Origin of the sequence: Chengkuizengella marina, from assembly GCF_009910845.1 — a bacterium.
Classification (GTDB): domain Bacteria; phylum Bacillota; class Bacilli; order Paenibacillales; family KCTC-33759; genus Chengkuizengella; species Chengkuizengella marina.
Genome location: NZ_SIJB01000007.1, coordinates 106,134 through 131,715, shown reverse-complemented (window position 1 = coordinate 131,715; position 25,582 = coordinate 106,134). Strand labels below are relative to the sequence as shown.

The 25,582-nt window shown below is 32.4% G+C and carries 22 protein-coding genes, 3 pseudogenes and 1 riboswitch; of the genes and pseudogenes, 7 read left to right on the top strand and 18 right to left on the bottom strand.

Annotated elements, in window-relative coordinates; translation table 11 throughout:
- Window positions 1–61: 61 nt before the first annotated feature.
- Window positions 62–1,705 carry a precorrin-3B C(17)-methyltransferase gene (gene cobJ, locus ERL59_RS02980; protein WP_160644345.1) on the bottom strand — a complete coding sequence of 548 codons (1,644 nt, stop codon included), beginning with the start codon at window positions 1,703–1,705 and terminating at the stop codon, window positions 62–64.
- Between the two features lie 427 nt (window positions 1,706–2,132).
- Window positions 2,133–2,335: riboswitch (cobalamin riboswitch) on the bottom strand.
- A gap of 494 nt (window positions 2,336–2,829) precedes the next feature.
- Here cobJ and ERL59_RS02975 point away from each other — a divergent pair.
- The 3 genes and pseudogenes from ERL59_RS02975 to ERL59_RS02965 form a co-directional block, all read left to right on the top strand.
- Window positions 2,830–3,990: pseudogene (locus tag ERL59_RS02975) on the top strand (S8 family peptidase); the annotation flags it as partial.
- A 918-nt stretch (window positions 3,991–4,908) separates the two neighbouring features.
- A pseudogene (locus tag ERL59_RS02970) lies at window positions 4,909–6,048 on the top strand (S8 family peptidase); the annotation flags it as partial.
- 945 nt (window positions 6,049–6,993) lie between these two features.
- Complete coding sequence (locus ERL59_RS02965; RefSeq protein WP_160644339.1) at window positions 6,994–8,340, top strand: FAD-binding oxidoreductase; 1,347 nt, start codon at window positions 6,994–6,996, stop codon at window positions 8,338–8,340.
- Between the two features lie 326 nt (window positions 8,341–8,666).
- On the opposite strand, the gene ERL59_RS02960 is transcribed toward ERL59_RS02965, so the two are convergent.
- From ERL59_RS02960 to ERL59_RS02920, 9 genes are all read right to left on the bottom strand, one after another.
- Window positions 8,667–9,140, bottom strand: a complete 474-nt coding sequence (locus ERL59_RS02960) for a carbohydrate binding domain-containing protein (RefSeq protein ID WP_160644337.1) — start codon at window positions 9,138–9,140, stop codon at window positions 8,667–8,669.
- A gap of 272 nt (window positions 9,141–9,412) precedes the next feature.
- On the bottom strand, window positions 9,413–9,892 hold the full coding sequence (locus ERL59_RS02955; RefSeq protein WP_160644335.1) for an acyl-CoA thioesterase: 480 nt from the start codon (window positions 9,890–9,892) through the stop codon (window positions 9,413–9,415).
- Between the two features lie 19 nt (window positions 9,893–9,911).
- Window positions 9,912–10,460 (bottom strand): hypothetical protein, encoded by a 549-nt coding sequence (locus ERL59_RS02950; RefSeq protein WP_160644333.1) that lies wholly within the window; start codon window positions 10,458–10,460, stop codon window positions 9,912–9,914.
- A 211-nt stretch (window positions 10,461–10,671) separates the two neighbouring features.
- The gene (locus ERL59_RS02945) at window positions 10,672–11,520 is read right to left on the bottom strand and encodes a S8 family peptidase (RefSeq protein WP_160644331.1); all 849 of its coding nucleotides are present in this window, start codon (window positions 11,518–11,520) and stop codon (window positions 10,672–10,674) included.
- A gap of 176 nt (window positions 11,521–11,696) precedes the next feature.
- Entirely contained in the window at window positions 11,697–11,999 is a 303-nt protein-coding gene (locus tag ERL59_RS21530; protein ID WP_160644329.1) for a thioredoxin family protein, read from the bottom strand.
- 3 nt (window positions 12,000–12,002) lie between these two features.
- Window positions 12,003–12,560 carry a thioredoxin family protein gene (locus ERL59_RS02935; RefSeq protein WP_160644327.1) on the bottom strand — a complete coding sequence of 186 codons (558 nt, stop codon included), beginning with the start codon at window positions 12,558–12,560 and terminating at the stop codon, window positions 12,003–12,005.
- Window positions 12,561–13,099: 539 nt separating this feature from the next.
- Window positions 13,100–13,528, bottom strand: coding sequence for a metallothiol transferase FosB (gene fosB / locus ERL59_RS02930; protein WP_160644325.1), 429 nt, complete (start codon window positions 13,526–13,528; stop codon window positions 13,100–13,102).
- Between the two features lie 254 nt (window positions 13,529–13,782).
- Window positions 13,783–13,920 (bottom strand): hypothetical protein, encoded by a 138-nt coding sequence (locus ERL59_RS02925; protein WP_160644323.1) that lies wholly within the window; start codon window positions 13,918–13,920, stop codon window positions 13,783–13,785.
- Window positions 13,921–13,925: 5 nt separating this feature from the next.
- Complete coding sequence (locus ERL59_RS02920; protein ID WP_160644321.1) at window positions 13,926–14,738, bottom strand: inositol monophosphatase family protein; 813 nt, start codon at window positions 14,736–14,738, stop codon at window positions 13,926–13,928.
- Window positions 14,739–15,021: 283 nt separating this feature from the next.
- On the opposite strand from ERL59_RS02920, the gene ERL59_RS02915 reads away from it, so the two are divergent.
- Window positions 15,022–15,624 (top strand): CPBP family intramembrane glutamic endopeptidase, encoded by a 603-nt coding sequence (locus ERL59_RS02915; RefSeq protein WP_160644319.1) that lies wholly within the window; start codon window positions 15,022–15,024, stop codon window positions 15,622–15,624.
- Between the two features lie 589 nt (window positions 15,625–16,213).
- Here ERL59_RS02915 and cuyA read toward each other — a convergent pair.
- Window positions 16,214–17,224 (bottom strand): D-cysteate sulfo-lyase, encoded by a 1,011-nt coding sequence (gene cuyA, locus ERL59_RS02910; RefSeq protein ID WP_160644317.1) that lies wholly within the window; start codon window positions 17,222–17,224, stop codon window positions 16,214–16,216.
- A gap of 140 nt (window positions 17,225–17,364) precedes the next feature.
- Here cuyA and ERL59_RS02905 point away from each other — a divergent pair, with 140 nt between their 5' ends.
- The 3 genes from ERL59_RS02905 to ERL59_RS02895 are packed head-to-tail and all read left to right on the top strand — an operon-like array spanning window position 17,365 to window position 19,288.
- Window positions 17,365–18,240 carry a LysR family transcriptional regulator gene (locus tag ERL59_RS02905; protein ID WP_160644315.1) on the top strand — a complete coding sequence of 292 codons (876 nt, stop codon included), beginning with the start codon at window positions 17,365–17,367 and terminating at the stop codon, window positions 18,238–18,240.
- Window positions 18,241–18,266: 26 nt separating this feature from the next.
- The gene (locus tag ERL59_RS02900) at window positions 18,267–18,980 is read left to right on the top strand and encodes a sulfite exporter TauE/SafE family protein (protein ID WP_160644313.1); all 714 of its coding nucleotides are present in this window, start codon (window positions 18,267–18,269) and stop codon (window positions 18,978–18,980) included.
- 32 nt (window positions 18,981–19,012) lie between these two features.
- Complete coding sequence (locus tag ERL59_RS02895; protein WP_160644311.1) at window positions 19,013–19,288, top strand: GIY-YIG nuclease family protein; 276 nt, start codon at window positions 19,013–19,015, stop codon at window positions 19,286–19,288.
- A 47-nt stretch (window positions 19,289–19,335) separates the two neighbouring features.
- Here ERL59_RS02895 and ERL59_RS02890 read toward each other — a convergent pair whose 3' ends face one another.
- From ERL59_RS02890 to ERL59_RS02860, 7 genes and pseudogenes are all read right to left on the bottom strand, one after another.
- A complete protein-coding gene (locus ERL59_RS02890) occupies window positions 19,336–20,085 on the bottom strand; it encodes a metallophosphoesterase family protein (RefSeq protein ID WP_160644309.1) in 750 nt (249 codons plus the stop codon).
- A 34-nt stretch (window positions 20,086–20,119) separates the two neighbouring features.
- Window positions 20,120–20,659: an HD domain-containing protein gene (locus tag ERL59_RS02885; RefSeq protein ID WP_235929768.1), complete on the bottom strand. Its 540-nt coding sequence runs from the start codon at window positions 20,657–20,659 to the stop codon at window positions 20,120–20,122.
- A 61-nt stretch (window positions 20,660–20,720) separates the two neighbouring features.
- Complete coding sequence (locus ERL59_RS02880; RefSeq protein WP_160644307.1) at window positions 20,721–21,911, bottom strand: hypothetical protein; 1,191 nt, start codon at window positions 21,909–21,911, stop codon at window positions 20,721–20,723.
- Window positions 21,904–23,121, bottom strand: coding sequence for a DUF58 domain-containing protein (locus tag ERL59_RS02875; RefSeq protein ID WP_160644305.1), 1,218 nt, complete (start codon window positions 23,119–23,121; stop codon window positions 21,904–21,906). Before ERL59_RS02875 ends, ERL59_RS02880 begins: the two co-directional genes overlap by 8 nt.
- A complete protein-coding gene (locus ERL59_RS02870; RefSeq protein ID WP_160644303.1) occupies window positions 23,118–24,062 on the bottom strand; it encodes an AAA family ATPase in 945 nt (314 codons plus the stop codon). The genes ERL59_RS02875 and ERL59_RS02870 overlap by 4 nt, the downstream gene beginning before the upstream one ends.
- Window positions 24,063–24,104: 42 nt before the next feature.
- Window positions 24,105–24,917: a hypothetical protein gene (locus ERL59_RS02865; protein ID WP_160644301.1), complete on the bottom strand. Its 813-nt coding sequence runs from the start codon at window positions 24,915–24,917 to the stop codon at window positions 24,105–24,107.
- 64 nt (window positions 24,918–24,981) lie between these two features.
- Window positions 24,982–25,538 (bottom strand): annotated as a pseudogene (locus tag ERL59_RS02860) (alcohol dehydrogenase catalytic domain-containing protein).
- Between the last annotated feature and the right edge of the window lie 44 nt (window positions 25,539–25,582).

Sequence of the window (25,582 nt, the reverse complement as noted above, 5' to 3'; positions counted from 1 at the left end):
GCCCCATCAATGTGACTAATGTAATGATGACAAAGTGTAAGGGTAAATTAAATAACTTATATTAATCTCCGCAAATGACTTGTTCTGTCACTAATACAGGAACATCACGATATGTAAAACCTTCAATTTCTTTCACACGTTTAAAATATTTGTGGAATCGCTCATTTGGGAAACCATCATTGGCATAACCTTTAACAATTCGTTCAACTAAATCTACTATTTTTTCTTTTTCAATACCTTCTGCTACAGGTTGTGCAGCATGAGCAGTTCTGCCTACTGTTTTTGCTCCTAAAAACAAATCAAATTTACCTTTACGGAACACTATACCAATATCTTCTTTCACTGCACCATAACAAGTCATCGCACATCCGTTAAACCCAATTTTTAATTCCTTAGGTGTTTTTATACCATCAATCCGTTTATGTATTTCTTTTACATATGGTATGGACTCATCCTTTTCTTCATCACAGAAGTCACAAGCTTTTACTTGAGCTACATCTCCTATGGGAGCTAACAATAATCCTTCATTTTGCAACTGTTGGGTAACTTCATTTGGATTACTCGTTGGGACTCGTAAAATAAGTTGATGGTGAGGTGTATATTCTATATCCCCTTTATCTCCAGCAATATCTGCAATTAACTTCATTTGCTGCGCAGTCATTTTTTTATTAGCGATACCTGGACTTACGGCGAGTTCTAAAATCGACTCTTGTTTAAAAACAGCGTTCTCTACTATTGCATCTTCTTTGTTTTTAATTGGGGTTGTTTCTATTCCTTGTTTTTGCTGCAAAGTCCTTAAAGCCTCAGTCGCTATAGTTAGAGGAGTCGTCCGATGGTTTTCTAAGGATGATTGAATTAAACTAGATTCGTTTTCTTTTTCAGTTAAAGACCAAGGTTCATTTTCTTTTTTTAATCGCTCATGTAGTTTAAGCTGTTGTTCATCACGATCCAAAGTGTATTTTCTTTGATAACCTCTAGGTGTAATAATTTTGCCATCATATAAAAATGTAGTAGAATTTCCGATAATAACGGTTGTTAACATGCCGATATCAAACTCTAGCATTTTTTCTAATGTCGTTATCTGTACAAATTCACGTTCACGATATGCACTTTTCACCAAACCTACTGGTGTGTCCGGAGATCGATATTTTAATAATATGTTTTGTGCTTCAATAATTTGTCTTGTTCTTCTTCCGCTTCTAGGATTATATAGAGCAATAACAAAGTCCGATGATCCGGCTGCATCTATTCGCTTTTCAATTAGTTCCCATGGCGTTAAATGGTCACTTAAACTAATTGTACAAGCATCATGCATAATCGGAGCACCTAATAGAGAAGCACATGAGTTAATTGCAGAAATGCCCGGGATGATTTCAACTTCTACTCCCTCTGTTTCATTCCAGCCTTTTTCTATTAAAACTTCATATATAAGTCCAGCCATGCCATATACGCCTGCATCTCCACTGGAAATAACCGCTACTTTTTTACCAGTCTCTGCTTGTTTTACCGCCTCCTGTGCACGACTTACTTCTTCGGTCATACCTGTTCTAACGATTTCTTGATTTGTAAGCAAATCACGAATTAAATCAACATACGTGTTGTATCCAATAATGACATCACTTTCTTGTATCGCTTCTCGTGCTCTTTTTGTAATATGCTCAAAACTGCCTGGACCAAATCCGATGACTAATAATTTACCTTTCATCTCACATTCCTCCTTTATTTAAAGCACCTATATTGCTATATTCCACTCATGGCCTTCCATCAAAGTTATACTTTAAAATCATATTCAAAAAATATAAACTACCACAATTGCGTATATCCAACATTTTTAAAAGCAAAAAAGCACTTCCACGATTAGGTCGTAGAAAGTGCTAAAATATATCTGGAATGGCATAAGAACATACCAATCTCATCATACACCTCCCTATCCTCGTAGGTTCATACTAGTAAGTGTTCAAAAAGTTCAGTTTTCAGCACCAAGAAGGTAACTTGAACCTACAGAAGCTGGAGCGGAGTGTAGGATATTTCTACATGAGCACCGGACTTCAAAGGTGAAAGTCAGATTCGACGTCGATTGAACATCTTCGAGATACTTCGTGATCAAAAGGGACTTTTTGAACAACCTCTATATAGTGTTATAGAAAAAGGCAGGTCTCCTGACTTATGGATCATCGTATTTCTGAATGCTAGATTCAGTTACTTAAGCCTTCCCATTATTCACAGTGGCTTAAAGATCTACTCTCCAATTACAGTGGCGGGACCGTGACGGATTTACACCGTTCTTCCCTATTAAGGAACGAATCAACGTTCCACCCATTTCAATATTATTCAATTGTTTAAACATCAAATTCATTATAAAGAAATGTTGCTATCCTGTCTATGATTAAATCATAATATTGGATCTATTTATATTTAAACTTCTTCCTGTTTTATTTATCACTTCTACTTTTTTTGTAATTACGTTTGGAATTTGGGAGTTTATAATCTTCCTTAAATGTTTGGGAGAAGCTCTTCAATTTTCAGCTTGGAAATCACTACTTACTGTTATCATAATATTCGTAGCGTTAATGGTATTGATATTTCTAATTGCTCTTTTTATTACAACGATATCATTCATATAAATATAATAAATTTAGAGGTCTTCTAAATTAAGAAGTCCTCTTTCAATTAAAATCCTCTATCTTATCAAATAGATAATTTAAACTTTTTTATTATATATTTACAAAATTCAGAATATTCTGTAAAATTTTCCCTAGGGGATAATTAGATAGTTATAAGAAATTAGGTGATGACTTTTGTAACGAAAAAATTATCGGAGGGTAAGCAATGAAATTAAAACAATTATTTTCTGTTTTTATGTCAATTGCACTAATTCTATCTTTTTCACTTACTAGTTTAGCGGAGACTACTATAGAAGAAAGCACAATCATAGTAAAGTTCAAAGATAAAACTTCCAATAGCATGAAACAACAAATTCATCAAGAAGAAAAAGCAGAGGTCCTAAAGAAAAATAAGCAAATTGGTTTCGAAGTTATTAAAGTGAAAGGAAAATCAGTAGAGAAAGCCTTAGAACAATATAAAAACAGAGCAGATGTAGAATATGCAGAACCTATTATTGAATACTATGCTCTATTTACTCCAAATGACGTTATATTTACTCCAAATGATCCACTTTATCATAGCGACCAATACGGCCCTCAAATTATGGATGCTGAGACAGCTTGGGGCATCGAACAAGGTAACTCATCTGTTGTCGTTGCAGTCATTGATACAGGTGTTCAAGGAGATCATGAAGATCTACAAGGAAAAGTAATCCCAGGTTATGACTTCATCGATAATGATAACGATCCATCAGATGAGCATGGTCATGGAACACATGTGGCAGGAGTAGTGGGAGCAATTACGAATAATGGAATAGGTGTTGCTGGTGTTGCTCCAAATGTAACGATCATGAGTGTTCGTGTACTTAACGCTATTGGTGCAGGGACAAATCAAGGCGTTGCAGACGGAATTACTTATGCTGCTGATAATGGAGCAGATGTAATAAACTTAAGTCTTGGAAGCACTTCTCCTTCTGCAGCAGTTGAAGATGCTGTTAACTATGCTTGGAATCAAGGTGTTGTCGTCGTAGCTGCTGCTGGTGGATCAGGATCTTCTAGTCCAAATTATCCAGCCTACTACAAAAATTCGTTAGCAGTTGCTGCAACTGATTCCAACGATGCTAAAGCATCATTTTCTACTTATGGATCTTGGGTAGATGTGGCTGCACCTGGTGTAGATATTATTTCTACATGGAATAATGGTGGATATATTACGATCAGCGGAACATCCATGGCTGCATCGCATACAGCTGGATTGGCAGCTCTACTTGCATCTCAAGGACTATCAAATGTTGAAATTCGCAATGCAATCGAAAGTACTGCAGACCCAATTCCAGGTACAGGCAGCGACTGGACACATGGAAGAATTAATGCATTTGCTGCAGTAAGTGGTGGGGACATCCCTGATCCCGACCCAACTCTAGTATTTGAAGATGATTTTGAAACAGATAAAGGATGGACTTCAGATCCTAACGGAAACGATACTGCTACTAAAGGTATGTGGGAACGTGCTAATCCTGAATCCACAAGTTATAGCGGATTGAAACAACAAGGAACAACACCAAGTGGAAGTTATGACCTTGTAACAGGAGGAAGTGCAGGTAGCTCTGTAGGTGCCAATGATATTGATAGTGGAGACACAACTATCAAATCACCTGCTATTTCACTACCAACTGTTGGCACACTTACATTATCTTTCTCTTATTACTTAAGTCATTACTCTAATGCTACTAGTGCTGACTACTTCCGTTTGAATCTCATTCTCTCAGATGGAGGCACAGTAACTTTATTTGAAGAAGTAGGGACTTCCAGCGATCAAGATGCGGCATGGTCAAACCAATCTCTTGATCTTTCTGCTTATGCTGGAGAAGATGTTTATCTTCAGTTCGAAGCAGCTGATGCTGATGGATCAAGCTTGGTAGAGGCTGGAGTAGATGATGTCAAAATTGAAAATGGAGGATAACCCTCTTAAATAGTACAATAATGTACATTCTATCTTCTAAAGCCCCTTAATCTTTGGATATAAAAGTCATCATAAATAGCCCTAACTCATAAAGCTATGAGATTAGGGTTTTTTCTAACTACCTAATCCATGTTTATATATTCTACTAGCCAACTTCATTAAGCAAAATATTAACCCGTTGTTTTTCAACCTTTGGTCAGGTTTTCATTTACAAAATTGTGTAATAATATAACATTTTTATTAATATTTTGTAAAAGCGTCAGATAGGGGTTGGGTAAAAATAGGAAGCATCCTTTTCTAGATGACTTTTATAACAAAAAAAACAATATCGGAGGGTAATTAATGAATTTCAAAAGATTTTTTACTGTTTTTATGGCAATTGCATTAATTTTTTCTTTTTCAATTACTAGTTCAGCCGAGACTACTTCAGAAGAAAGTACAATCATAGTAAAATTCAAAGATAAAACTTCCAAAGAGATGAAAAAACGAATACATCAAGAAGAAAAAGCAGAGGTCTTAAAGAAAAATGAACAAATTGGTTTTGAAGTTGTAAAAGTGAAAGGCAAATCAGTAGAGAAAGCCTTAAAACAATATAAAAACAGAGCAGATGTAGAATATGCAGAACCTATTATTGAATTCTACGCTCTATTTACTCCAAATGATCCACTTTATGCAAGTGACCAATATGGTCCTCAAATCATGGATGCAGAGGCAGCTTGGGACATTACACAAGGTAGCTCATCTGTTGTCGTTGCTGTCATAGACACAGGGGTTCAAGAAGATCATGAAGACTTAGCTGGTAGAGTCGTTCGTGGATATGACTTCATCGATAATGATAGTAATCCTGCCGATGAGCATGGTCATGGTACACATGTGGCTGGAACAGTAGGAGCAATTACGAATAACGGAATAGGGGTTGCTGGTGTTGCTCCAAATGTAACGATCATGGGTGTACGTGTACTTAACGCTTCTGGTTCAGGAACTAATCAAGGCGTTGCAGATGGAATTACTTATGCTGCTGATAATGGAGCAGATGTAATTAACTTAAGTCTTGGAAGTACTGCTCCTTCAGCTGCAGTTGAAGATGCTGTTAACTATGCTTGGAATGCAGGAGTTGTTGTTGTATGTGCTGCTGGTAATGCAGGAAGTACTAGTCCACATTATCCAGCCTACTACGAAAATTCGTTAGCAGTTGCTGCGACTGATTCCAACGATGCTAAAGCATGGTTTTCTACTTATGGATCTTGGGTAGATGTGGCTGCACCTGGTGTAGGCATTATTTCTACACAGCTTGGTGGAGGATACGTTTCATTTAATGGAACATCGATGGCTGCACCGCATACAGCTGGTTTAGCAGCTCTACTTGCATCTCAAGGACTATCACATGTTGAAATTCGTGATAGAATCGAAAGTACTGCTGATCCAATTCCAGGTACAGGTAGTGACTGGGAGCATGGAAGAATTAATGCATTTGCTGCAGTAAGCGGGGGGGATGTCCCTGGTCCCGGTCCAGATCCAACTGTAGTCTTTGAAGATGATTTTGAAACGGATAAAGGTTGGACTTCAAATCCTAATGGAAGCGATACTGCTACTACAGGGATGTGGGAACGTGCTAATCCAAAATCCACTCGTTCTAGCGGGGCGAAGCAGCTAGGAAAAACAACAAGTGGAAAATTTGATCTAGTTACAGGAGCAAGTAGTAAAGGGTCTTCTGCAAATAGTAATGATATTGATAATGGAGTCACTTCTATTCAATCATCTGCAATTTCATTACCAACTGATGGCTCGCTTACATTATCTTTCTCTTATTATTTCAGTCATGACTCTAATGCCTCTAATGATGATTTCTTCCGTGTAAATCTCGTTCGCTCAGATGCAAGCGTTGTTACTGTATTTGAAGAAATAGGAACCTCCAGCGACCAGGATGCAGCATGGTCAAATCAATCTCTTGATCTATCGTCTTATGCTGGAGAGGATGTTCATCTTCAATTCGAAGCGGCAGATGCTGGCGGTCCTAGTTTAGTAGAGGCTGGTGTTGATGATGTTAAAATCGAAAATGGAGGATAGTAAAGTAGAATAAAAAGAATTGTAATTCTATCTTGTAATAACCCCTTAATCTTTGGATATGAAAGTCATCAGCCCTAATCTCATAGTATTATGAGATTAGGGTTTTTTAAGGATGATATTTTCCCTGAACTAATTCTTCCCTACTCTTTTATTTAAGCATTTTTTCATCACTCATGTAACTAGGCTAGTTAACGATTTTTATGTAATTTCAAACAGTACAGCACTTATACTAACATGTTCTCATATAATATCCTGAACTATCATGATCATATGCTCTTAGTAAATCTTAACTAAATTTAAAATGTGTTTATAAAGGAGTTTATAAATATAGAATTAAACAATAATGAAAGGAGAGTTTAAATGAAAAAAACAAAATTAACCGGAAAGGTAATTTATCCAAACGATCCTGCATATCAACAAGCACGAATGAACTGGAATCCATTCACCAATGCATTTCCTATAGTTTTTGTGTTTGCACAGCAAAAAGAAGATGTATCAAATGCTGTTAGGTGGGCACGTGAAAATAATGTACCCATTCGAATGCGTAGTGGGGGACATTCATTAGCTAAAGATTTTTCACAGGTAAATGGTGGAATAGTTATAGATGTCAGTGAAATGAGAAACATTGAGTTGGATGAAAAAAATGGAACTGCAGTTGTTGAAGCTGGAATACGTGTAGGACCTCTAGTAAAATTTCTTGCTCAGAAAGGTGTTTTAGCTCCTTTTGGAGATAGTCCCACCGTTGGCATAGGTGGTATTAGTACAGGTGGAGGAATTACAGTTGTTCAGCGTACAACTGGGTTAATCTCTGATAACATTTTAGCTGCAACTCTAGTTGATGCAAATGGGGATGTTGTCACTGTCAGCGAAAATAACAATCCAGACTTGCTATGGGCTATACGAGGAGGTGGAGGGGGAAATTTTGGTATTATAACTTCCTATACATTTAAAGTACGTTCTGCACCTTTCCAAGTCGGAATATATGAAATTACTTGGCCTTGGGAACAGCTAGAAGAAGTAATAAATGTATGGCAAAGATGGTCCCCTTCTGTTGATGTAAGATTAGGATCAACATTAGAGGTGTTTTCTCAATCTGATGGAATGCTAGAATCCCGCGGGATTTTCTTTGGCTCACAAGCAGAACTGGAAAAATTATTGGCACCTTTAACAGGCGTTGGTACTCCAACTAAGGTATTTGTTAAAGAAGTCACCCTACCAGAAGCTATAGAATTTTGGATACCGAGTGAACCATTATTTTCTGATGAAAATTCTACATGGTCATCTACTTGGGCTGAGTTAATCTTACCTGATGAAGCCCTGAAAACAATCCGAAGTTTTCTAGAAAAAGCAACAGGAACTTCTAATTTCTTTTTCCTTAACTCAGGGGGCGCAATGAACCAGGTACCATCAGATGAAACTGCTTTCTTTTGGCGTAATACAAAGTTTTACATGGAATGGAATGCCAAGTGGACTAAAGACGCTGAAGCCCAGAAGAATATCAGATTGGTTCAAAATACACGTACAGAATTAAGCCCTTATATAGTAGGCTCATATGTCAACGTACCTGATTTAGGCATTAAAAATTTTGGCCAAGAATACTATGGGAATAATTTTTCGCGACTTCAACAAGTAAAAGCAAAATTCGACCCTGATAATATATTCAATTTTGCCCAAAGTATCCCTCCTGCTAAACAGAGATATAAATAATAAGTTATAAAATATGAATCAATGAATAGATTATACGTATATAGGCAAAGTTCCTTGCTTCATTGTTTCAACAAAATACGTACGACAATACAGAAAAATAGACCTCTCTTTGAAAGGGGGTCTATTTCTCTTTATCACTAATAAAAATAATATATTTATGTAAAGAGGTTTTGTGATGAATAAATTAGATTAATTTAAAAACCATATAAATCATGTATATATTTAGGAGAGTCCATCTTCAAAACCTCTAATTATTCATTAAAGCTGCTATCATTTCAAAAATTGATCTTAAATGTTTATATCACTTCTAAATGATTCTTATGTAATTATATTTGTACTAAACTCGCCCCCCAAGCATATACTGCATCTGATGTCCCATTAAATCCACCAGGCCAGAGTACCACGGTGATTACTTCATTATCTTTTAAAAACTTATTTGTAACTTTGTAGTAACTCCACTCATTAGTGACTTTAATAGAATCAGAGGTATTACTTTCACTGCTATTCATGGTTTGTATTTTTATTGTGGCAATATGAGGTCGATCAGCTTTTAACCATATACTGAATTTTAATTTTTTATTTTTAGGATTCATCTTAATGTTTTGAAAGAGGATTGAATTTAATCTTCTTGGGGTTACTTTGGTAACTTCCAAAACATCTCCCATTGGAGTTGTTTCTACATTTGTTTCTACTTTGGAATCTGTACACCAATATCTCCAGTTCGTCAAGTCATTCCTTGATTTTAAAATTTCTCTTCCAGTAAATGAGTAATCCCGTTTTTTGATGTAATTATATTTCAATTATGATCTGCTCCATTCTTTAGTAAGATGTGAAAACATGATTTCCTCACTGTTAATGTGAATGCATGGTCTTGTTAGTTGTAACTAACTATATTATAATACAAATATTAACACTTTTCAATGCATTTTTATACATTTCTAAGTATTCTTTCTGCATTGTTTGAAGTATCAAAATTCTTAAAATCTCATATAAAAAAAGCTCCAATTGGAGCTTTCTTCTCGTGATGACGTAAAACAACAAAATCCTTAGATTTTTTTCTACATCATCATATTTAATAAATTAACTCTTTCTTCATTCTTTGTTTTCTCATTTCATAACGTTCAGGAGCAGTTTCAAATAATTTTTTCTCTTCATCTGTTTCAGGTATAACCTCAGGTACAGGAACAGCTTTACCATTTTCATCAACCGCTACAAAAGTTAAAAAAGCGGTAGCTGTTTTTTTAAATTCACCTGTTAATAAATCCTCAGATTGAACTTTAACATATACCTCCATTGAACTTCGATGTGTCCAAGTCACAAATGCCTCTAAAACTAAAGCTTCACTTAACTTAGCAGGTGCTAAAAAATCTAAATTATCACTTGATGCTGTTACAATGGTTTTTCTGCAATGTCTCATACTTGCTATAGAAGCAACTTTATCGATATACGCCATAACTAATCCCCCAAAAACAGTACCATGATAATTAGTATCCTGTGGGAAAATAAGCTCTGTCATATAAGTACGAGATACATGAACTGGTTTCGCTTCCACTAAACAATCCTCCAATTTTTTATGTAGGGTAATTTACTTTATCTTTTAATGTATTTAAAGATAAAATCACCTGATCGATTAAAACCTCTAAATCTGACAATTGATTTTCATTAATTTTTCTTTTAAAATCCAATCTAATCTCATTTTGAATCAAGACCTCTGTTACTTCCTGATTGGATTCAAAACTAAATTTTTGAGTGATATGAGGTCTGTTCTCCCATATTTTTTGTAATGTTTTTTCTATTATTTGTGCTTGGTTACTTACTTCATCAATGGATTGACCAACAAAATCTATAACAAAATTAACCTCTAATTTACATCCAGGCTGTTGCATATCATGTTCTAATATTTCCATACTTAAATCCTCTACACTTGTTGATAAAATGCATTGAGCACTTATTTTATTGTTTTGTTTTTTAGAAAATTGTATGGAATAGGTTCTAGACATGGAAGCTAAATCAACTAGATCTTTACGGTCTGTAATTTGAATGATTTCTTCAAGATCTAAGTCATACACAATCCCTTCTAATACAACTTTAATATTGTCAAAAATCGTTGGATCAAACAATTTCAATCCTCCTTATTATCGTCATCTTCAAATACCAATTATATACATTTTTTTGTTCGATACATCTTCGAGAGAAACCGATAGGAGTTTTTGTTCTAAGAAATAAAATACAAAAGAACCTTAAAGAAGAGTTTCCATCTCCCTTAAAGTACAATTATTTCTTATTTAAATTTATCACAAAAGGTATAAAATCACCACTTCTTGGCTTATTTTAATCATTATACATCGAATTTGCAGCTACCCTATTGGAAAAATAATCTAAAACATTCTTAAAATCTATTAAGCTGTATTGTGAAATCTGACCATCATTTATATTTACTGATGTAACAATTTTTGAAATTGTATTTAATTGATCTGTTATTTCCTCAGTTTGTAAATTGGGTTCATTTATTTTCAAGTAAGCAATCACACCAGATACATAAGCTGCTGACATACTAGTACCTGACTTTTCTATATATCCATTATTCAGATCAGCGCTTTTAATGTTGATTCCTGGTGCTATATAGGATACCAATTCCCCATAATTCCCAAATATGATCTTATTGTACTGGTCATATCCAGATATGCTGTATACACCTGAATATTTTGCTGGATAAAACACATCTTTAATACCTTGATTTCCAGAGGACGCTACAAAAATAACACCTTTAGATTGACCATATTTAATGACTAAATTAGTTAATAAACTATAAGTTTCTGCATAACTCATGTTTATGATATCGGCTCCATTCATAACAGCATATAAAATTGCTAAATAAGTATTTTGTACTTCATCCTCTTCAGTTATGACTCGTATTGGCATTAATTTAACATTTGGAGCGTTTGTAGCAATGATTCCAGCTACATGTGTTCCATGACCAACTATATCTTCAGGTTGAGAATCAAAATCGATGAAATCATATCCTTCTATTATTTTACTTTTAATTAGAGGATGAGAATCGTCAACACCTGTATCTAATACTGCTACGATGACTTCATTACTCTGATCAATAGGATATAGGATAATCATCATTGGATAGAGAATAATTAAACTTAAAATAATTTTGTATCTATTCCTCATGTTGTTAGCCTCCTTTGCTAATTCAAAAGAAAGCGCATATACTTGAATATTTTCAGTATATTCTAACTTTGAGGATAGTGTTTTAACATCAGTTTTACGCTTTGTTTACATTATGAAAACATAAAAAACTGCCATACATGATTGATTATCATGAGCCGGCAGTTTTTTATGTATTTTTAAGATTTTAATAATTGATACAAGTGATCCACTGAATTCAAAGAATACTCTTTTTTAAGCAAAATTCTATTTTTAAACAAAAGTAAACACGGGACACTTGAAATTTGATATGTTTTTGTTAATTGTGGTAAATAGTTTATGTTGCTTTTAAAAATGGTTTTGTTTATGTTCATTTGAAGAGTAAAATTTACCATTTGTTCAGCTAGTTTACATGTTCCGCACATTGGCGTATATATAAAAAGTGCAAATTCTATCTGTTCGTTCAGAGTATTTATAAAATGTTCTTCTGAAATTTCTTCCATTGATTACTCTTTCCATTTAATATTGCAACCAAGACTAGGTTTTTGGTTGTCATTCACTAATTCTCCAATTAATATTTGATCTAACGCTTTTCTAATATCTGCTCCTGTAACTGGTTTACCATTACCAGGTCGAGAATCATCTAGTTGACCTCTATACACACAAGTCATATTCCCATCATAAATGTAAAAATCAGGTGTACAAGCAGCTTCATACGCTTTGGCTACTTTCTGTGACTCATCATATAGATAAGGAAAAGGATAATGAAGTCGCTCAGCATCCTCTTTCATTTTTTCTGGTGAATCATCTGGATAATTCTCTACATCATTTGAACTGATTGCAATAAAAGAAATCCCCTTCCGAATATAATCATTTGCTAGTTTAACCAACTCTTCCTGGACATGTATAACAAAAGGGCAATGATTACAAATAAACATAATAACTGTAGCAGTATGCGATTTTAATTCATCTAATGTACGTTGTTCACCAGTTAACGGTTCTAATAAACTAAATGCAGGTGCTATTGATTTTAGTGGAATCATATTTGAAGGTGTTTTGGCCATTTTTTTCAATTCCTTTCAATATATATTTTGAAAAACTCCTATATCTAATCATAAACATAACTAACACAATTGTTCAAGCGTATACATAGGGTTAAACATTTAATTTACCAACCAGAAAATAATCATAGTTCATAACTTCAGTTTAGAATGATATGAATTAGTTAGTTATTAAACACAATTCTTTCAATTAATGTTATATATTTTTATTTTATTTTAAATATTTATAATTTTTAGAAAATATTGTATAATTGTGTACAAGCACAATAAATTCGTTTTTTAGGGGCAAAACAACAACCTTCTATTCAAAGGAGGTGAAGCTAATGGATTTCGATTGGATTGAATTTTTTATTAACTTTTTTAATTTCGTTATTTCTATTTTAGAATTACTAGGGTAAATATATTGGTATTTTTATCTCATACTTAATCTTTAAAGCCTCTATAACTTTATTGTGTTGCAACATATTACACATAAACCAATATGTAAGTTCCCTCAAAACCCCAGCAGTCGCTTGTTGGGGTTTTGCATTTTGTTAAGAAAATCATGATTCATCGTAAAAGATCATATGATGTTTTTCTTTCTTATAGTATTCCAATCTATCATTTAAGATTCCAGTATGAAACTCAAACTTATGTCCATCAGGATCTGTAAAATATATAGACCATTTATCTCTTTTATCTCTCTTACGGCCAGGGAGTATATTAACATTAAGTTGTTTTAATCTATTTAAAGTCTCTTCAAAATCTTCTTCTTTGATTGAAAAAGCGATATGTGTATAAGAATGATGAATTTCATTTCTTGGAATATCAGATTCTTCGTTAATCGCTAGCCATAATCCATTCAGGTCAAAATATGCAAGTTTTCTTCCCTTAACTAATAACTTTGCACCAAATACACTCTTATAAAAATCGATAGATTTATCTAAATTGGAGACAGAAAATAATAAATGATTAATTCCTGATAATTTCATTAAAGTTCTTCCTTTTCATTTTTATCTTAACTAATTTTAATCTTTTTTATGAATATCGATATTTTTATCATTTAATAGTTTCTTTATATTTCTCATTTCTGCAATCATAGCTTTTTGATTTCCTATAATACCAAGACCAATAATTAAACCAATAAATAAAAATAAGATATAATTATAATTACGAAATCCATATATTAATACCTAACCTTTTCTTTCCTATAGTCATATCAATACTGAACTATTTAGTTTATCCTTTATTCTTCATTCTTTAATTCTTTTTTGATATCATGAAGAAGTTCCTTCATTGATCTCATTTCTTTTATCATAGCTTGTTGATTTCCTAAAATTCCAGCAAATATCACCAGAGAAATCAATAAAAAGAGTATTTCCATTACTTTTACCCAACCTTTTCATCTAGTCCTTCTTTTACAATCTCTAAAAACTTATTTTTATGATCTGGATGACAAGCAATTATGTATGGCTCTGAACTCATACCTTCAAAAGGATTACCTTCAAAATCCATTACAATTGCTCCAGCTTCTTTAGCTAGAAGTTGACCTCCATAAAGATCGTCTCCTTCTGAATTATAAAGAATAATTCCATCAATATCTCCTCTAGCCAGCATTGCCCAGAGTATAGATGGTGCCCACAAACTAAGCGTTCTTTTAAACTTTAAATCAAGGAACTGTTTTAATCTCATGGCTTCTGGATTCTTTTGCACAACATGTCCTTGAATCCAACCTACAGTCATTTTTTCAATGGATGAAGAAGATTTGATATGTATAAACTCATCTTCACAAATAGCTCCTTTATTTATTTCAGCCATATATATCTTATCAATCATTGAATCATAAATAACCCCTAATACAGGTTGTTTTTTATACAATAATGTAATGGCGACAGCGAATATTGGTAATCCAATAGCGAAGTTATTCGTACCATCAAGAGGATCTACTACCCATAACCATTCTCCTTCAACACCTGACCACCCCGTTTCTTCACTTCTTATTTGATGTTTTGGAAAATGTTCTTTAATTTTATTTAATATTACTTTTTCAGCTAAATAATCTACTTCAGTTACTACATCACCAAATGGTCCCTTTTCTTCAACCAAAACATCATCCTCATTAAATATTTGACGAGCTACTCTTCCTGCACTAAGAATTGCATCCACTGCAACCTTTTCTGCAATTTTTAAAACGTCTTTCATAATACACCTCATATTTAAAATATCAATTTATCTCTATAATATTAATAAACGATAATTACTGGAGAAAGTTTCTATTTTTTTACTCAACATTTAATATTGACTATTTTAATTTTCTAATTAAATAAAAAATTACCGTTTTATTATATTCTCTGTTTATTGATTATTATATAAATAATCCATGACACATTTAAGTTTATAATTATCGTCATAACTAATGTATAATAGTTTAAGAAAACAATGTTTGTATTATGAAATTAATACATGGACAAAAGAGGAAAATGGGATGTCAGATTTTAAAAAAACAGTACGTAAAACAAAAGATTTTCATCCCAAAGATGCGATACGGATCTTTGTTGTTTATACCTTAATCTTAATTGTTACTATTTTTATTTTTATTAATAAGGATGTTCTCAGTAGCAGGCTATTCTTTTCATTTCATGAACCAATTTATATCCTATTAAGCGTGATAATTACTTCCATAGTTTTGTTGTTATATAGCATGGTTTTAGCATACTATATTCCTTCGAAATGGATTGATGATACAAATAAAAGCTATCAAAAGTATTCGCTTTTTACCTTGTTTTATTTTATGTTTTTCGTTGTATTATTTGAAGAGCTTTTGTTTAGGGGACTGATTCAAAACTTAATTTTTATCACGTTCAATCATGCATGGCTTGCTATTATTATAACAACGCTATTATTTATTGGATTCCATACTCGATATTTTAAAAAGCCTATCATGTTGATTAATATTGCTTTCCCTAGTCTTGTATTTAGCTGGATTTATTTCCAAACCCATAACATATTTGTTCCTTTTGCTATTCATTGGATTCTAAATGTTGGGATGACATTAGGGTTTAAATACAATCTCATAAAATTAAAATAACAGTTAAGAAAATAATACTTTCATACAACTTTTGTTAATTTATCACTTATTAAATATTATTTTGGAGCTAGTTTCTATCCTCCTTATAATTCATATTATCCAAATTCTTTCCTTTGAAAATACAGTGGTATTAAAGACTCTTTCCATAATATTCTTTTATTCATATTCCAATAAAATCACACTTTTATCTAGTGTTAGTTCTCAAACTGTTAGTCCAGTAAATAATAACTAACTGTTATTCTAAAACAATTAGAAAATCTGTTGAATATAGGGATGTAAATTAAATCTTTTTTAAAGACATCCATTTTAAATAATTTATAAAATTTTTGTTACTTTTTCCCTTTTATATCGTATACAATGATACAAAGGATATCATGGAAGGTGGTTTATTAATGTTACATGAAATCATCATAAAAAAATTCCTAGGAGCAGTAGAGATCATTACATTTATTTTTGGATTAACTTTATTTGTAATTATGTTTATCCTGCTTTCAAACTTTTTATATAAAATGTGCATACACTTCATATTTCCATAACAAAACTCCCAAATTGATGAGCTCACCTTAATGTAAAGACAGAAGTAATGTTTTCAACCTAAGATATGCTGATTTAATATAGTTGACTTGAATTCATAAATTGCAGGAGTACCTCCTGTATGAAGGAATAGTATATTGCTATCATGTGAAAAATAGCCCTCTTTAACTAATCCTATTAATCCAGCCATTACTTTACCAGTATAAACTGGATCAAGCAAAATACCTTCCTTTTGAGCCAAAAGTTGAATTGCAGCTATTGTATCTTCAGAAGGCAGTGCATAACCAGGTCCAATATAGTCATCTAAACAATGAACAGCTTCTCTTGGTACATCATCATGTAAATCAAGTCGATCAACTAGATTACGAATTATTCCATACACTTTTTGTTCTTGCTGAAATTTACCCCGCCGAACATTTATACCTGTTACAGGGATATTTACTGTACTGTCATGAATACCTGCGACAAGCCCGGAATGTGTACCACCACTTCCACTAGCAGTAACAATATGATCAAATTGAATTTCCATTTCTTGTGATTGCTCTAAAATCTCATGAACACAATTTACATATCCCATTGCACCAATATCATTGCCCCCACCTTCAGCTACAATATAACCTTTGCGTCCTTCTGATTCTAATTCTTGTTTCATTATATCCATTTCTGATACAACGTCTGTACCGTCCGGAACTACTTTAATTTTTTCAACCCCCATCAATCTGTCCAAAAAAAGATTACCATTTCCATTCGGATCATATTTTCGATTTCTTTCTTCAAAAAGCAATCTACATTTAAGCCCTTCCTTTACAGCAGCCGCAAGAGTTAATCTGCAATGGTTGGATTGAACAGCTCCTGTTGTTATCAAAGTATCCGCACCTTGCTCTAGTGCATGAGCAACTAAAAATTCAAGTTTTCGAGTTTTATTCCCACCCCCTGTTAAACCTAATAAATCGTCTCTTTTTATGTATATATTCGGACCACCTAATATTTTTGATAAATGACGCAAAGGTTGAATAGGTGTATTATATTCAGTATATATTCTTCTTGGAAAATGTTGTAGATTCATAACTTTTCTCCTTTCCATGGTTTCAATCTCATGGTTTTTTGTGTATACTTAGAATAATTTTAATCATATCATTTGTAAAATATATTATATTTATGTTTATAATGAAAATTATTAATGATGGATGAAGGTTGTGACAATAGGTGGATCATCATTTACATATTTTTATAGCTGTAGCTGAAAAGAAGAACTTTACCCGTGCAGCCGAGGAACTGCATCTAACTCAGTCTGCAGTAAGCATCCATATAAAAACATTAGAAGAAAAATTTGGAATTAAATTATTTGACCGAACTAATAAATTTGTCAGGTTAACTAGAGCAGGAGAAATTTTATATTTTCATGCTAAAAAAATTATAAATCAATATGCTCATGTCCAGAGATTAATAGATGACTTAAAACTTATTCCTAGCGGCCCCCTTCATATTGGCTCTGGTTATACTTTTGGAGAGTATCACTTGCCTAAAATCATTTCACAATTCACTGAAAAACACGCTATGGTAACACCTAATATTACAATTAAAAACTCACAAGACATCGTTAACCATGTCATTAATCATGAGATAGAGCTTGGTATAGTTGAAGATCATATTGATTTGACTGAGTTAGAATCATTTACATTATTAAAAGATGAATTAGTTGTTATAGTTTCCTCTAAACACCCATTAGCAAAACAAAAGGAAGTTGAATTTGAGCAGTTACTTAAAGAACAATGGATTTTAAGAAAACCAGGTTCAGGCACTAGAAATACAGTAGATAAAGTATTTTCTCATTTTCAATTCTCACCCAAATCGGTCATGGAATTCGGTACATCTCAAATCATAAAAGAATCGGTAGAAGCTGGTTTAGGGGTTTCAATTATTTCAAAATCAGCCATTCAAAAGGAAATCATTTTAAACACAATCACACCAATCAAACTCAAAAACTATCCTATTGAGAGAGAGTTTATATGTATAACGCACTCTACTAATTTGAAAACTAGAACAGCAGATTTATTTTTACAATTTCTACAATCAATTTAAATCTTATACTGAAAGTAGGGCATCTCGTGGAATGGGTAATTTTAATTAGTATTGTATTTATTGCTACATCCTTACAAACAAGTACAGGTTTCGGTTTCTCCATTCTGGGTACACCTTTTTTATTTTTAATATATCCTGTGCAATCAGCGATTCAAATCAATATCATACTTTCTCTTTTTATTTCTGTTTTTATGATATATAAAATAAGAAATGAAATAAATAAAACACTAGTAACAAGATTAATTGTTGGAAGTTCGATTGGCATTATTCCAGGTTTATTGGTGTATCTAACCTTTAATGTAGAAACTTTTAAATTATTGATTGGGATATTGATTCTAGTTTTAACCTTGCTTTTAATTTTTAAATTCACTATGAAACAAACTCCATTGAAGGACTTTTTTACAGGAGGTATCTCTGGTTTACTAACAACTAGTATCGGAGTACCAGGTCCTCCCTTGTTATTGTATTTTTCTGGGGTAAATACTGACAAAACAGCACTGAGAAGTACGACATTAGGCTACTATTTGTTTATATATTTGATCAGTCTCATCATGCAAATCATTTTTGGAGGTACAAATCAAATGGTTTGGAGTTCAGCATTAGTTGCTATACCAGCGGTAATTGGAGGTATATTATTTGGTCAGTTATTATTTAAATGGATTGATCAAGGAACATTTCGTATCATTACTTATGGTATCCTTTTAATTACAGGTATTTTTATGGTGGTTTCCAGTTTGTAAAATTAACTAGAAAATTAAGCGGAGTGGTTTTTATGTTTTACGTTTATATATTAAAATGTTCAGACAATACCTTATATACCGGATATACTAATAATATGAATAAGAGAGTTGAAGTTCATAATCAAGGAAAAGCTTCAAAATATACTAGAGCAAGGTTGCCAGTAGAGATCGTATATTTTGAAGAATGTGATACTAAATCAGATGCATTAAAAAAAGAATATGCATTAAAAAAATTAACTAGAGTAGAAAAATTGAGGTTGATTAACGAAGCCAGCAAAGACCATACCTTATCCCAACAAATAGATTGAATGCTAACGTTCATACTATTGAACAGTCCACCTTTTTGAAATATATATCATATACGACCTAGCTTAATCCATTTCGCCCAATCATCTCTACCATTTTCTGTTGCTTTATCTGCAGCTGCATTCCAATTATAAGGTACTACAAGATGTTCAATCGTCCAAGGTCCATTATTTTTATTTAAAACTACATAATTTGCATGGGGATTTCCAGACTCCATATGATGAGGATATGGTAAATCATCTACGTATGCTGGCATTCCTACACTACCAGGATTTAAAACAATTTGTCCAGTTGGTAAATAAACTGTTCTAGGTACATGGCTGTGTGCACAACAAATTACGGATTTTTTTATATCTTTTACATCTTTCTCAATTTCTTCAGAATTTCTAAGATAAACACCATGTTGTGTAACTTCCTCAAGTAAATGGGCTTCATCAGAAGATGGTGTTCCATGACATAGAAAAATATCTTCATTCAATGATAATGTTTCCGACTGTTGATCCAACCATAATAGGTCATCAGAGGATAGCTGTTCTTTTACATATGTATAAGTACTAGATTCGATGAACTCTTCTGTAGGTTTTAGAATAAGTCTATCCTGATTGCCTTTAATAGATGTTATTTTATGAAATTGAAGCTTTTCAGCAGTCCTACGAGGATCTAATGGACCAGTTAAGCTATCTCCCAAATTTACGACATCTGTCACTCCTCTTTTTTTTATATCTTCTAATACAGCCTCTAAAGCCCATGAATTTCCATGAATATCTGAAATAATTGCTATTTTAACTTGATTTATCATATGTATTTACTCCTTCTAACAAAGATCTGATTTTTCACTTCAACTCTAACCCATCTTTTAAATCAACTATAAATTGTTTAGCAAAACTTTGCATTTCTTGATAAATTGGAATGGCTTCAGGCAAATAACATTTTCCTTTATCTAAAATATTCGATTCAATGAAATTTATCGTTTCTTCCAGTGACTGCCCTCTAGCCGTACCAGTTACTAAACATTTAACAATGATAAATGTTTTACCCCCTTCAATTAGATGAGTATCGTGCACGATTTTACCTTCTAATGTATCGGGAGTTTGATCTTTTAATGACTCCCAAGCAACTTTAATGATTTTTTGAATTTTGGATGGCTTTACTTCATTTTCTTCTAAAAATTTCACAATATCCGCTTCATGATTATAAATAAATCCATGAAAATAACATCCGTAAGTAATCAGCTCTTCATCCGCTTCTTTATATCGAAGCATGATACGTTTACTTGTTTGCAATATTCTTTTGATATGACTTAAATCATGCATCATGTCTTTGTCAGTATAATATGGGTTAACAAAGTGAATTAACTTTTGATTATTTATCAAATAAAACACTCCTAAAACTTAAAATACCTTATTCCTTTTTTGTTTTCAATTGAAAAGTTAGTTATATTTTCTTCTTAAAATTACCTTTTATTTTTTTAATGGAATCTATAAAACTTCTTTTATCTTGTTTATTGATTTTCTCAACTCCATATCTTGCCTTTTTATAAACCTCTATCATTTTCATTGATTGATTTTTATCTACATCAATACGTGTGAGCCAATGATCTATCGTTTCAGAAGGTTTCCTTCCCTTACCATATTTAGCTAAATCATGTTCAAACCGATCAATCTTCTTTCTAATCATTTTATTATTGTGGAAAGAGTATTTTTGTTTTATATTCATGAAACTTTCTGATTCTTCAAAAAGTTCTGTTGGGAGCATTATACTTTTTGAGTTTTTTGCAATCACAACATTTTTAGTTCGTTTATATAAGTAAATGAAAAGAAGCCCAACAATGATGATTACAGTTATATAAACTAAGGATGTAAGTATTGTTGAAAGTAACATATTTGAGTTCACTCCTTCTATTGAAGGCGGAACTTCATTAGCTCCTCCTGATTCCATTTCAGAAAAATATTCATCTATAGTTTCAATAGTTCCAATCTTTAAAACTAGCCATTCAACTATTCTCCCTAACGAATATATGAAAATAAAAGAAACTATATATATGATTACTTCAGACAATATTGGTAAAATAAAATAAACACATAAAGCGATGAATAGACTAACGATTATCATGCTCAAAAACATCCACATGTTCTCTTTTCTATTTTCATTTATTGCCACGTTTTCCCTCTTTACCAAAGGAAAAAGTATAATTTGTATAAAAAACAGATAAAGTACATGATCAACCATAAAGTCAGTAAACCATAGTAAACAAAAAGGAATGATAAGCAGAGAAAACATAATCTGTTTTTCCAAGCCCTCTTGTTTTTCTTCATTTAAATAAACAGTAAACCTCCAAATCGATATAATGGTAATAAGTATTGTATGATAAATAGTAAAATCAAATAATAGAGCAAAGATAAATATAACCAGAAGTGATATAAAGCTATAAATTAAGGTAGATCCTCCTTTTATTATACCCCATGTTATAGGAAATGTTCCTACCACATAAGTGATAATGAAGGGGACATATAAAGGAATCTGTTGATGAAGCAGAGATAGTAAGATCACTACATAATACACAAAAAATGCCTCGTAAATATAGTTTACCCAAACAAGATAATGATCTTTTATAAAACTAAGCAAAGGATCCCCTCCTTGCAGACATAGTGAATGGTTTTAAATTTGCAGAATCATCTGTTACATCCACCGTAAATATCGTTGTACCAGATTGATTTTGAGAGCTTAAAAAGTTAACTGTTTTATCACCTTGGTTACCAATATATATAATAATCCCGTCTTGATCTAGTTTTCTCTTCAATGAAGTATAAAAGGGCAGTAAATTAATTGAAAAACCTCCTGGAGATATTCTTGAAAGCATCTCCATTGATTTTAATAAATGTGTTTTCCCTTTTCCTGTTTCTATATGAAATTGAGATTGATTATAGTTCATTACAACATTCGAATACATCTCAAACGGAATATCAAACTTATGGGCATATTGACACATATATGTTGCATAACTAATGTAATCTTCAAATTTAGAAGAAAAACTCCAGGATGATGGATGGTCTAGCAAAACATTTAAAATGATGGTCCACTTCACATAAGTTGTTTTATCAAATTCTTTTGTCATAAGTGTATTGTTTTTTGCTGATAATCCCCAATGAACTCGTGAAAAAGGATCATTTACTGTATACTCCCTAGCACCTCTTATCAAGCTGGTATCTTCAAATAAAGAGTGGTGAGTAACATAATCTCCACCCTTCATTTTCGTTAACATATTAACATTAGCTATTTGTTTAGGTTCTGGAAAAACGATGACTTCTGTTCGAAATTTATATTTATATAATAATGATGAGTAACTGATATAAAACGGATCAATAGCTTTTAATTCTAGGTTTTGTAAATTTGCAGTACCGCGTTTTTTTGCTAAGATTTCAATTGAATAAGATTTCATAGATTTGTATTGATATGAAATTGGGAATTTATATATAGATCTATTGTTTCCTTCGATTGAACTCGATGTATTCAGACACTTTATAGTGTCTGAACATTGAAAAGAGATATGTCCTTGAGTTAGTGGAATGATACCTTTATGTTTAATAACCACCGGGATAGTCGCCATCTCATTAGGAAATAATCGAATCGTTTTCTTTTTATCTATTAGTCTAATCTTGTTATGAATCGTTTGTAAGTTATAGTAATTTATTCCATATATAACAAAAATAAAAAACATAGAATATAAAAAAAACGGTGACGAAACTAGGAAATAAGTTAGAACAAATACGATGGGTAATATGTACCCTAAATGTTTAAATATCTCCGGGATATGAACTTCTTTTTCCCACATCATGATTCGATAGCTCCAGATTCAACAGGGACTTCTATGGCTTCAACTATTTCCTGAATCACTTGACTATTCGTTGTTTTTAATGATCCTTCCGTGGATAGTATAAGACGGTGACTTAAAATATAAGGTGCTAAATCTATCACATCTTCAGGTAAACAAAAGGTGCGTCCATTCAAAAATGCTTTCGCTTGAATCGCTCGCATAAATGCTAGCGTCCCACGAGGACTAACCCCAGTTTCAATTAACTCTGATTCACGAGTAGCATAAATAATCGCAAGCATATAGGTTTCGATATCTTCTGTGATTGTTACTGTCTTAATTTCATCTTGTAAACTAGTAATTTTCTCTATGTCTATCACAGCCTCAATTTCCGAAAGAGGGTCTTCCATTCGATATCTGTTCATCATTTCTTTTTCTTGATCAAAAGTAGGATAACCCACTGGAATCACCATTAAAAATCGATCAAGCTGTGCGTCTGGTAATGGAAAGGTGCCATGTGATTCTGCTGGATTTTGAGTTGCAAACACAATATAGGGTTCAGGAAGTTTAAAGGTTTGTCCATCGATCGTAACCTGTCTCTCCTCCATTGCTTCCAGTAAGCTAGATTGTGTACGTGGGGTAGCCCGATTTATTTCATCTGCTAACAATATATTAGTATGAACTGGACCTAATCTTAATTGAAATTCCTGATCTTTTGGATTGAAAAATTGTATACCTGTCACATCACTTGGAAGCACATCAGGTGTAAATTGAATACGTTGGAATGAACCATTTATGAGAGTTGCAAAGGTTTTAGCTAATTTGGTTTTCCCAGTCCCAGGAACATCTTCTAGTAATACGTGCCCTTTACTTAATAATGAGATCAACAATAGCTCAACCACTCGATCTTTACCAATTACTACTTTTCCTACTGAGTTTTGAAAATCATTTAGAAAATTTGACATGATAACAGCTCCTTATTTTATGTGAATTTCTACCTATATCGTTTAAGATGTTATTTCCTTAATATAATCTATCCATTCTTTTTCTAACTCATTAATTGTCTTACCATATACTTCTTGAAATTTCATATCTAAGTGGTCTGTATTGTAAATTTTTTCAAATTTATGAATACCATATGTATCTATTAAATAGGTAATGAAAGAACCTGCATGTATGTAACTCTTTCTTTGAAGTGTAGAGTCTTGCTCTGGTCTGAAATATTCATCATCTATATTTAAATCTATTAAATTTTGTAATGGAATGTTATGTTTTACATCTATATATCGTTTCATAATCCAATGCAATGGTTTGTTTACTTTTCCGTACTTATTACCCATATAGACAGCGTATCCCTCTTGGGTAAAGTACCCTTTTTCTGATCCAAAATGTTCTCCATATCCAAGTAAGGTATGTGTCAGTTCATGAACAAGCGGATATTTTTCATTCTTTATGTTATACAAATTGACACTAGTTCTTATACCCCAAGACTGTTCATAACCTTCACTTAAAAATACATTGATAGTCTCAGAAGGTACATAATTTGTTTCAATGGACTGATGTATAACATTGTATGCGTCTAACAGCTCTTTTTTTATGGATTCCACTTTCTCTTGAGACACATTTACATAATTAAAAATTGTGAAAGTTATTTTCCCGTCCTCAGTTACCACACTGTTTTTGTTACTTCTGATTTTGTTATTCTCCTCCTCTGTTTGATCTAAAACATTTTCTTTTGGCGGGGTTTCTTCTAACAAAGTTTCCTCACTTGAACAAGCAGTTAATAATAATAAGCCAAAAAATAATACTATACGAATCATAACATCCTCCTAATTTATGAAATTAAGCATCTCTATACCATTATCTAAATAAAGCATTTAAAATTTAATAAGTTACTAATACTTTCAATGGACTGATTGTCCCAGCACTTAACTCTTCAAAACAATTTATGAGTGCTTGATAGGTAATTTTGTTTCATTCTGATAATTCCATCCATCACTTGATCCCACTACCTTTAATTCTTTTTCATAAAATTCTGCAATCAATGTAAATTCCATCTGATAAGATATAAATTTCACCTTTTTGTTTTACCACTAAAGCTTCTGAAGCACTTAATTGTTTAGGTACTCTGATCACTTTATCCTTTTTTACAATTCCAAACGTTTGATGACCATAAAAAGCAACAACCTTATCGCCTAATTTTATAGACTCTACGCTATCACCAATCTTTACAACTTCTCCAAAGCTCTCATAACCAGTGTTTTTGGGATAATTTGGATAATTGTCTAAAACATCGCTTTCATCATATTGAGGTAATTCGGTCCCGATACTTATCGCCCCTGCAATTGTTTTTATTAATACTTCATCTTCTTGCAAAGTAGGAATCCTATATATTCAGTCCATTCTAATGATTTCTTACCATTTAATTCTAGTGATTTAATTTACTAATGCTATTCAAATAAGTTATTTATTAATATATATTTTT

Excerpts from the sequence above, each read along its gene's own strand:
- ERL59_RS02875 (WP_160644305.1), bottom strand. The coding sequence starts at position 23,121 with ATGATGTGGGAAAAAGAAGTTCATATCCCGGAGATATTTAAACATTTA.
- ERL59_RS02935 (WP_160644327.1), bottom strand. The coding sequence starts at position 12,560 with ATGGCCAAAACACCTTCAAATATGATTCCACTAAAATCAATAGCACCT.
- fosB (WP_160644325.1), bottom strand. The coding sequence starts at position 13,528 with ATGAAATTATCAGGAATTAATCATTTATTATTTTCTGTCTCCAATTTA.
- ERL59_RS02865 (WP_160644301.1), bottom strand. The coding sequence starts at position 24,917 with ATGATTCGTATAGTATTATTTTTTGGCTTATTATTATTAACTGCTTGT.
- ERL59_RS21530 (WP_160644329.1), bottom strand. The coding sequence starts at position 11,999 with ATGGAAGAAATTTCAGAAGAACATTTTATAAATACTCTGAACGAACAG.
- ERL59_RS02895 (WP_160644311.1), top strand. The coding sequence starts at position 19,013 with ATGTTTTACGTTTATATATTAAAATGTTCAGACAATACCTTATATACC.
- ERL59_RS02870 (WP_160644303.1), bottom strand. The coding sequence starts at position 24,062 with ATGTCAAATTTTCTAAATGATTTTCAAAACTCAGTAGGAAAAGTAGTA.
- ERL59_RS02915 (WP_160644319.1), top strand. The coding sequence starts at position 15,022 with ATGTCAGATTTTAAAAAAACAGTACGTAAAACAAAAGATTTTCATCCC.
- ERL59_RS02965 (WP_160644339.1), top strand. The coding sequence starts at position 6,994 with ATGAAAAAAACAAAATTAACCGGAAAGGTAATTTATCCAAACGATCCT.
- ERL59_RS02920 (WP_160644321.1), bottom strand. The coding sequence starts at position 14,738 with ATGAAAGACGTTTTAAAAATTGCAGAAAAGGTTGCAGTGGATGCAATT.
- ERL59_RS02925 (WP_160644323.1), bottom strand. The coding sequence starts at position 13,920 with ATGGAAATACTCTTTTTATTGATTTCTCTGGTGATATTTGCTGGAATT.
- cuyA (WP_160644317.1), bottom strand. The coding sequence starts at position 17,224 with ATGAATCTACAACATTTTCCAAGAAGAATATATACTGAATATAATACA.
- ERL59_RS02945 (WP_160644331.1), bottom strand. The coding sequence starts at position 11,520 with ATGAGGAATAGATACAAAATTATTTTAAGTTTAATTATTCTCTATCCA.
- ERL59_RS02890 (WP_160644309.1), bottom strand. The coding sequence starts at position 20,085 with ATGATAAATCAAGTTAAAATAGCAATTATTTCAGATATTCATGGAAAT.
- cobJ (WP_160644345.1), bottom strand. The coding sequence starts at position 1,705 with ATGAAAGGTAAATTATTAGTCATCGGATTTGGTCCAGGCAGTTTTGAG.